The organism is Atopobacter phocae ATCC BAA-285, from assembly GCF_000526675.1.
GTDB lineage: Bacteria > Bacillota > Bacilli > Lactobacillales > Aerococcaceae > Atopobacter > Atopobacter phocae.
Window position 1 is genome coordinate 1 of sequence record NZ_JAGN01000056.1, and the last position, 7,829, is coordinate 7,829.

Genomic DNA, 7,829 nt, shown 5'->3' on the forward strand with positions numbered 1-7,829 from the left:
GATGATAAACCTTACGGTTGGGTAGATAATCGTGCTTTAATTTCGAAAGAAGAACCTTACGATTCTTGGATAATTAATCCTAACTTTAGTATTGATAATGCACCATGGGGTGAGCGTAACTTTAAAAAACGAGATACATCTAATCGTTATGTTAATGAACGAATTAAAGTTTTAGGTGTAAATCAAACTAAAACGTATTATTTAGTAGCTGATCAACAAGGTAAAACACTAGGTTGGGTAGACCACCGAGCATTAAGCAATGCTAATTATACTGCGCAAATTATACGTGGAGATAATTTTAGCATTGATACACGGCCGTGGGGTACTCCAGGATATAAACGAGCGGGATTAGCAAAAAATCATTTGTATAGTAATGTTCAAGTTATTGGTGTAACCAGTGATAAACTGTATATGCTTGTTTTAAAAGATAATAAAGTATTAGGATGGCTTGATAACAGAGCGCTGAGTAAAAGAGAAGGATATAAGACGGTTATTTTAAATTTAGATGCTTTAGTTACAATAAAGCCTGAGAATGCGCCTAATAATCAAACGGTTAAGCATTTAAATCAAAATAATAAAATTGTCGAAGTGATAGGTGAAAATTCTGAAAAAAGCAGTATATTAATAAAATTCAATGATGGAAGATTAGGATGGATTAAACCAGAATTTTTAGGATATCCGGTTAATTCCAAAATATTATCATTAGAAAATCAACGAGTCTTTGACCGATTGAAAAATTTATATGACTACAAACATCAAACGCTAGATCAAATTATTAATGATTATTTACGCAGAAAAAATATCCCATCAAAAAATCTAACGCTATCTTATGTTAATTTAATAACGGACGATCAATTTGATTGGAATGGAAGTGATTTAATATATGGAGCAAGCACATATAAACTTCCGTTGTCAATGGTACTTACAGATTTGATTAGCGAAAACAAGTTAACCTACAATCACTTGGTTACAATACACCCCCAAGATATTATATATGGAGGAGAAGGGTATTGGATTGGTCAGCGAGTACCATTGGGACAATTAATGGAAGATTCGATAGTTAACTCAAACAACACAGCATCGTTTGCACTGATGACTTATTTAAGACACAATTTTGGAATGATTAATGAGTTAAATAAGCGGTATAGTAAAGAACCTATTTCTGTTACAGGTAGAACAGAAGGGTCAACTACATCAAAATATCAAGCAGATGTTTTAAGAAGTCTATATAAAAATGAGCAAAAGTATTCTAAAATTATAAAAGATTTAAAGAGAGCTACACCAGGACAATATATGCAACGCTATATTCCAAACGAAGTGGCGCATAAATATGGGCAACTTCACCAGTATTGGTCTTCAACAGGTATTACTTACTCGCAAATACCGTATGCTGCAGCAATTTATACTAAATATATTTCAAATGCAGAACGATTGATAGGTGAAATAAATGCTTTGTTATATCATTATACGAACGAAAGATTTAAATAACTTGATTAATAGTGTTAAATTTCAATTTTATAGAATGTTGCATCCAATGGTGTAATTCGTTAAACTAAGTAGTACTTATAAGTACTACTTTTATTTGTATATAAACAATTTAGATATTATTTTAATTAATAAAAGGAGAATGAAATGACTAATAGACCAATCGCATCACCTGTCAGAACGGCAGAATTGTTAAAAAAATATGATTTAAAAGCTAAAAAAAGTTTAGGACAAAACTTTTTGATGGATACCAATATTTTAGATAAAATGTTGGATGCTGGGGAAATTGATCAGGATACAACTGTAATTGAAATTGGACCAGGTATTGGCGCTTTGACGGAACAATTATTACAACGTGCGAAACACGTCTATTCGTTTGAAATCGATCAACGCTTTATTCCATTATTGAATAAAGAATTAGGAGAAGTGTACGATAATTTTACGTTAATTCATGCAGATATTTTAAAGGTCAATTTAGACGAAGTGCTATCTCATGTGAGTGGACGTGTTGCTGTTGTAGCGAATTTACCTTATTACATTACAACGCCAATTATTATGCAGCTGATGAATTCAGAATTGCCTATTGATCGATACGTTTTAATGATGCAAAAAGAAGTAGCCGAACGAATGACAGCACAGCCTCATACAAAGGCGTATGGTTCTTTAACGGTCGCTATTGACTATTATTGCAAAAGTCAAATTGCTTTTATCGTGCCGCGAACCGTTTTTAATCCAAAACCAAATGTTGATTCAGCTATTCTATTGTTGGATAAGCGTGAACAGCCTAAAGTACAAGTATCTAATGGTCGTCAATTTGAACAACTAGTCAGAGCTTCCTTTAAACAAAGAAGAAAGACGCTTTGGAATAATTTACAAAAATATGCACAAGAGATTAATCGAAGTAAGGAAGAGTTAGAGCAAGCCCTAGCAGCTAGCCAAATTGATCCACAAAGACGTGCAGAAACATTGGCGATAGAAGAATTTGCACTGATATTTAATGAGCTAAATAAATAATCACACTTTTTTAAAATAAATCTATTTAATATTAAAAAGCGATTTTAAATAAAAACTTAAAAATTACGATACATGAGAAAAACAAATATAGAAATGAGGCTTGTTTATGCTAAGATAGTAGTAACAAATAAAATTGTAAGATTTTATAAGATGGATTTTATAAGAGTGAATGAAATGAAAAAAATAACACAACTATGCTTAAGCTTATCAAGCCTAATGCTAGCAAGTTTTACAGCTCAACAAATAATTTCAGCTGATGAACTAAATGAAAATGTTATGAATAAAGAATCAGTAGTTACAGATGAAAAAATAGCTGTATTTCACGAAAAGAAAAAAGCAGTTTATGATAGTCAAACAACTAATACTACTGATTCAATAGACAATCAAGACGTTTATATTGAACAAACACAAAATAAAAGTAAAGTAAATGAATCCGAGAGTGAAGCGATAGTGGTTGAAGCATCGGATAATGAAAAGAAACAAGTCATACTTGATGATAAACTATCCCCCAAAAAACAAGATACCGAAATAATCGTTTATTCAGATATAATTAATGAACCAACTGATGCAGTTATTATATTTGGACAGTACAGTATTGATACAAAACCATGGGGAGAAAAAGGATTTAAAAAAATAGGTGAAACTTCTGAGTATATAAATCAAACAGTTAATATTATAGCTGAAAGTTCTCAAGGATATTATAAGTTAGCCGAATTAAACGGACAAAGATTAGGTTGGATTGACCATAGAGCATTCGGACGAATGGATTCAACCGTAGTTGCACGTATTGGACGTGGTAGTTATTCAGTAGATACTCAACCATGGGGAACAACAGGATACCAAAAAATTGATCAAACAGATAATCTATTAGGACAACAAGTGAAAGTAGTTGAGCAGCATCAGAATAAATATTATTCTTACGTTCTGATTAATGACAAACCATATGGTTGGGTTGATAATCGCGCATTAATTCCAAGTGAGGAAATTTATAATTCATGGATTATTCATCCAAATTTTAGTATTGATAATTCTCCTTGGAATGAAAAGAAAGCAGAAAATCGTGGCTTTTCTAATTCGTATGTTAATCAACGAGTAAAGATTTTAGGTGTGAATAAGTCTAAAACATATTATTTAGTAGCGGATCAATATGGAAAAACTATTGGATGGATAGATTATCGTGCATTAAGTAATGTAAATTTTACGGGACAGATTATTCGTGGTGAACAATATAGCATTGATACACGACCTTGGGGGTCACCTGGCTTTAAACAAGTAGGACTAACAAGATATTATTTGTATGAAAATGTGCAAATAATTGGAACTGCTAAAAATGCACAATATATGCTTGCGGTAAAGGATAATACAATTTTAGGGTGGATTGACTATCGTGCTCTGAGTTCTCGTAAAGGTATCAAGGCAACTATTAATAAATCGGGTTTTAGTATTGATACAAAACCATGGGGAACTTTGGGCTATAAGACGCAGACAACTTCCCAGAATTTGATAGGCAATCTAGTTGAAATTTTAGGATCGACAAAAGATAATTTATATCATTTGGTGCGTTACAATAATGGAAAAATGGGATGGATTGATTCGCGTGCACTGCGAAGTAATAGTACTTCGAGAACGCTATCATCGGCTGAACAACAGAGTTTTGACTTTTTAAGGAAAAAATTCGATTATAATAATTTATCATTTGAAGAATTGATTAATCAATTCTTAACGTATAAAGGTGTAAATAAAAAACAAATAGCAATCTCATACATAGATTTACAAACGCAACTAAAAAAAGAAATTAATGAAACAAAATTGTTTTATGGTGCGAGTACGTATAAATTACCATTGAGTATGCTAGTAACTGATTATATAAATAATGGAAAAACAAAATTTAATCAAACTGCATCAATTTGTAATTGGTGTACTAAAAAATATCAAGAAGGATATTATGAAGGTCAGCGGTTTACACTCAAAGATTTGATTCATAGAAGTGTTCAATATTCGACGAATACAACAGCATATGCATTGAAGTAATATATTCGAGATAATTTCGGAGATGAAAATGAACTAATGGAACGTTATAGTAACGGACAAAGGTCATTTGACGAAAATGGCAACACAACAAGTGACTTTATGATTGATGTCATAAACCATCTTTACAAAAATGAAAATCAATATAATGTGGTAATAGATTATGCTAAAAAAGCAAATCCGAACGAGTACTTGAAGGTAAATATACCAAATGAAGTAGTTCAAAAATATGGTGCCTTAAATACAAATTGGTCAACAGTTGGAATAATTTATGCTCCAAAACCTTATGGAGTGGCTATTTACACCAAAGATGTTCCTTATGCACAACGCTTCATTAGTGAACTGAATACAGTAGTATATCACTATGCTTTAAATAAACGTATTTAACAAATAATAATAAGTTACTGAAATGCAGGAGCTTATTAAAAATTAATGGCTCTCTGACAAATAAGGTTGATGACGAGGTGAGGCAGCCGCATGGTTACTTCGCCTCTTTTTTATAGATCAAAAGATAAAATAACCGATTGAATGATTTGAGGAATGGCTTTCGCAACAAAGACAAGAATCAATGGGTTCAATTAATTGGCCAGATAACAGGAAAGATAAACGTCCGTTAATTGAACATTTTGTTAACTTATGGTTATTAATTTTGATGTTTTTATCGTTTAATCCGAGTAAAGATGATATAATAGGGCTCATGGAACAGCTCTCCTTTATTATGGTTTGGTCGCTTATAATATACAGGAGGTCTGTTCTTTTTTACGCTAAAAAATGAAAGAACCAAAATGATAGAACATCATTTTGGTTCTTTTTGTGTTGAAATTCTTTTTGAGCTTTTTACACTTGAACGAATTTTATTTAATGAGTTAATATTTTCTTCATAATCTTTAAACATAACAATCATATAAAGAATATCAACAGCAGTAAGATAACTTATTCTAGAAATTAATGATTCGGTCCTGAAAATTGTTTCTTCAGTTAGAATAATAATAGATTCATCCGAATATTTCAATAATTCAGAGCGATTGTTTCCTGTAAATACAATTAATTGAGCAGAAGATTTTTTAACAAGTTGAGCTAAATTAATGGATTCTATTGTTTGTCCAGAATGAGAAAAAATAAATACGCAATCTTTTTCATTTAATTTTGTTGCAAAGCTAAGTTGCATATGATAATCAGCAATGTAGTTACATCGATATTTTGTTCTAATGAATTTATGAAAACTATCATATGCGACTATAGATGAACCACCCTGGCCAAAAAAGTGAAGAGTTTCTGATGAATTGATAATTTGTAAAACATTATCTAGTTTTTCATGAGTTAAAAAATTTAAGGAATTACTAAGGGAATAAATATTAGCTTGTAAAACTTTAGTTGCAATAGTTTGATTTGAGTCATTTGGAGAAAGTGTATCAAAACCAGAAATAAATTTCATTTCCTCAAATGAAGGTTCATAATCAGAATGTTTAGCGATATCTATTTTAAAGGATTGAAAGCCATTATAGCCTAATTTTTTTACGAATTGAAAAATAGAAGATTTTGATACTTTAATATATTCTGAGATTTGTTCTAAAGTTTGATTAGCTAAAGTTCCATCATCATTTACAAAATAATCGGCTATTTTTTTTTCAGTAATACTCAGTTGTTTAATATTTATTTTAATCCGTTGATCTAAATAATGATTTTTCATACGCGTCTCCTTTCGCTAAGTAGTAACTATATTGTAACAAATAAACTGAAAAATAAAAATTTTTTATTATATGTAAACCTTTACAAAAATATTTTTTTGTGTCTTTATTAAATATAAACTTTGAAAGGAATGAGAAGATGAAAATTGGATTAATCGGCTTGGGAAAAATGGGTTTAAATATCTTGTTGAATGCACTGGATAACAAATGGCAAATATATGGATTTGATAATAATGCTGATCTGTCCAAGAAATTATCTAAAGAAGGTCTTCCGGTTGTTGATTCGTTTGAAGAACTGATTAATAAGCTAGATGAGAGAAAAGTTATATTATTGAGTACACCGTCTGGAGAAATTACTAATTCAATTATAGCTCAATTAGTTAATACTTTAAAACCTGGAGATATTATTATTGACAGTGGAAATTCAAACTTTAATGATAGTGTTAAAAATTATGAACTTGCAAAAGAACAAGACATATTCTTTTTAGATTGTGGTACATCTGGTGGCATGTCTGGTGCGAGATATGGAGCTTGTTTAATGGTTGGTGGTGATCAAGAAGCAATTGATGTGGTAGAAAAATTCTTTATAGACATATCATGTGAGAATGGCTATCTATATACAGGAGCACCAGGCTCTGGGCATTATTTAAAAATGGTCCATAATGGAATTGAGTATGGCATGATGCAAGCAATTGGAGAAGGATTTCATGTTTTAGACAAATCGGATTATGATTTTGATTTTGAAAAAGTAGCAAAAGTATGGAATAACGGTTCTGTCATTCGTTCATGGCTAATGGAATTAACAGAAGAAGCGTTTAAAGATGACGAAAAATTAGAAAAAGTTAAAGGAATAGTTTCAGCGAGTGGAGAAGCTAAATGGATGATTGAAGAAGCGTTAAGATTAGAAATTCCAGTACCTACGATTGCTCAATCGCTATTTATAAGAAATGATAGTCACATATCTGATAGTTTTTCTAATAAAGTAGTATCTTCATTAAGAAACGGATTTGGTGGACATAGTATTGTGAAAAGTTAGGAGATGAACAAGTGTCCTATTTAAAAATTGCAGTTGTCAATTCTAGCAGTTTTGGAAAAAAATTTAAAAATCATCAAATAAAATTAAATGAATTAGGTAAAGTAGATTATTTTAATTTTGAAAATAATATAACAGGCAAAGAACTCGCTCAAAAGTTGAGAGGATATAATATTATTATAGCTAGTGTAACCCCAAATTTTGATAAAGAATTTTTTATAAATAAAGATGAATTAATTTTGATTAGCAGACATGGAGTCAAGTCCATAATCTTGTGTAAAAGTTTCTAGTACAATGTTCTATACTCTCTTACTGGTTAAACTTGATATACTTTCTTTTAGAACTGATCCATTCGTCATGCGTGTCCATCAGGACAGCACCAATTAAACGATTGGCTGACACACGATTGGGGAAAATACGAATAATCTTTTCTCTTCGGCGTACTTCTTGGTTCAATCGTTCAAGAAGATTAGTACTTTTTAAACGATTGTGACTCTTATCCATTACTGTGTATTGGAAGGCATCTTCGAAGCCATTATCTAAAGTCTCACAGGCTTTTGCATAGTTCCTTTGATTGATAT

Annotated in this window: 6 protein-coding genes and 2 pseudogenes; 5 read left to right on the top strand and 3 right to left on the bottom strand. The window is 31.0% G+C overall.

Annotation, left to right across the window (positions count from 1 at the left end; all coding sequences use genetic code 11):
- The 3 genes and pseudogenes from L866_RS08805 to L866_RS0107690 all read left to right on the top strand — a co-directional run.
- Positions 1-1,488: GW dipeptide domain-containing protein (locus tag L866_RS08805; protein ID WP_035446456.1), on the top strand; the 1,488-nt coding region annotated here is incomplete at its 5' end.
- Between the two features lie 144 nt (positions 1,489-1,632).
- Positions 1,633-2,499: a 16S rRNA (adenine(1518)-N(6)/adenine(1519)-N(6))-dimethyltransferase RsmA gene (gene rsmA / locus L866_RS0107685; protein WP_025730743.1), complete on the top strand. Its 867-nt coding sequence runs from the start codon at positions 1,633-1,635 to the stop codon at positions 2,497-2,499.
- A 276-nt stretch (positions 2,500-2,775) separates the two neighbouring features.
- Positions 2,776-4,914 (top strand): annotated as a pseudogene (locus L866_RS0107690) (GW dipeptide domain-containing protein).
- 117 nt (positions 4,915-5,031) lie between these two features.
- Here the strand turns inward: L866_RS0107690 and L866_RS09575 are convergent.
- Together L866_RS09575 and L866_RS0107700 are read right to left on the bottom strand one after the other, a co-directional pair.
- Positions 5,032-5,226 carry a hypothetical protein gene (locus tag L866_RS09575; protein ID WP_169729078.1) on the bottom strand — a complete coding sequence of 65 codons (195 nt, stop codon included), beginning with the start codon at positions 5,224-5,226 and terminating at the stop codon, positions 5,032-5,034.
- A gap of 97 nt (positions 5,227-5,323) precedes the next feature.
- The gene (locus L866_RS0107700; protein ID WP_025730749.1) at positions 5,324-6,217 is read right to left on the bottom strand and encodes a MurR/RpiR family transcriptional regulator; all 894 of its coding nucleotides are present in this window, start codon (positions 6,215-6,217) and stop codon (positions 5,324-5,326) included.
- A 137-nt stretch (positions 6,218-6,354) separates the two neighbouring features.
- Between L866_RS0107700 and gnd the strand changes: the two genes are divergently transcribed.
- Together gnd and L866_RS0107710 are read left to right on the top strand one after the other, a co-directional pair.
- Positions 6,355-7,251, top strand: a complete 897-nt coding sequence (gene gnd / locus L866_RS0107705) for a phosphogluconate dehydrogenase (NAD(+)-dependent, decarboxylating) (RefSeq protein WP_025730751.1) — start codon at positions 6,355-6,357, stop codon at positions 7,249-7,251.
- An 11-nt stretch (positions 7,252-7,262) separates the two neighbouring features.
- Positions 7,263-7,508, top strand: a pseudogene (locus L866_RS0107710) (D-isomer specific 2-hydroxyacid dehydrogenase family protein); the annotation flags it as partial.
- Between the two features lie 49 nt (positions 7,509-7,557).
- On the opposite strand, the gene L866_RS09360 reads toward L866_RS0107710, so the two are convergent.
- A partial coding sequence (locus L866_RS09360) for an IS256 family transposase (protein ID WP_025730755.1) occupies positions 7,558-7,829 on the bottom strand: 272 nt, incomplete at its 5' end.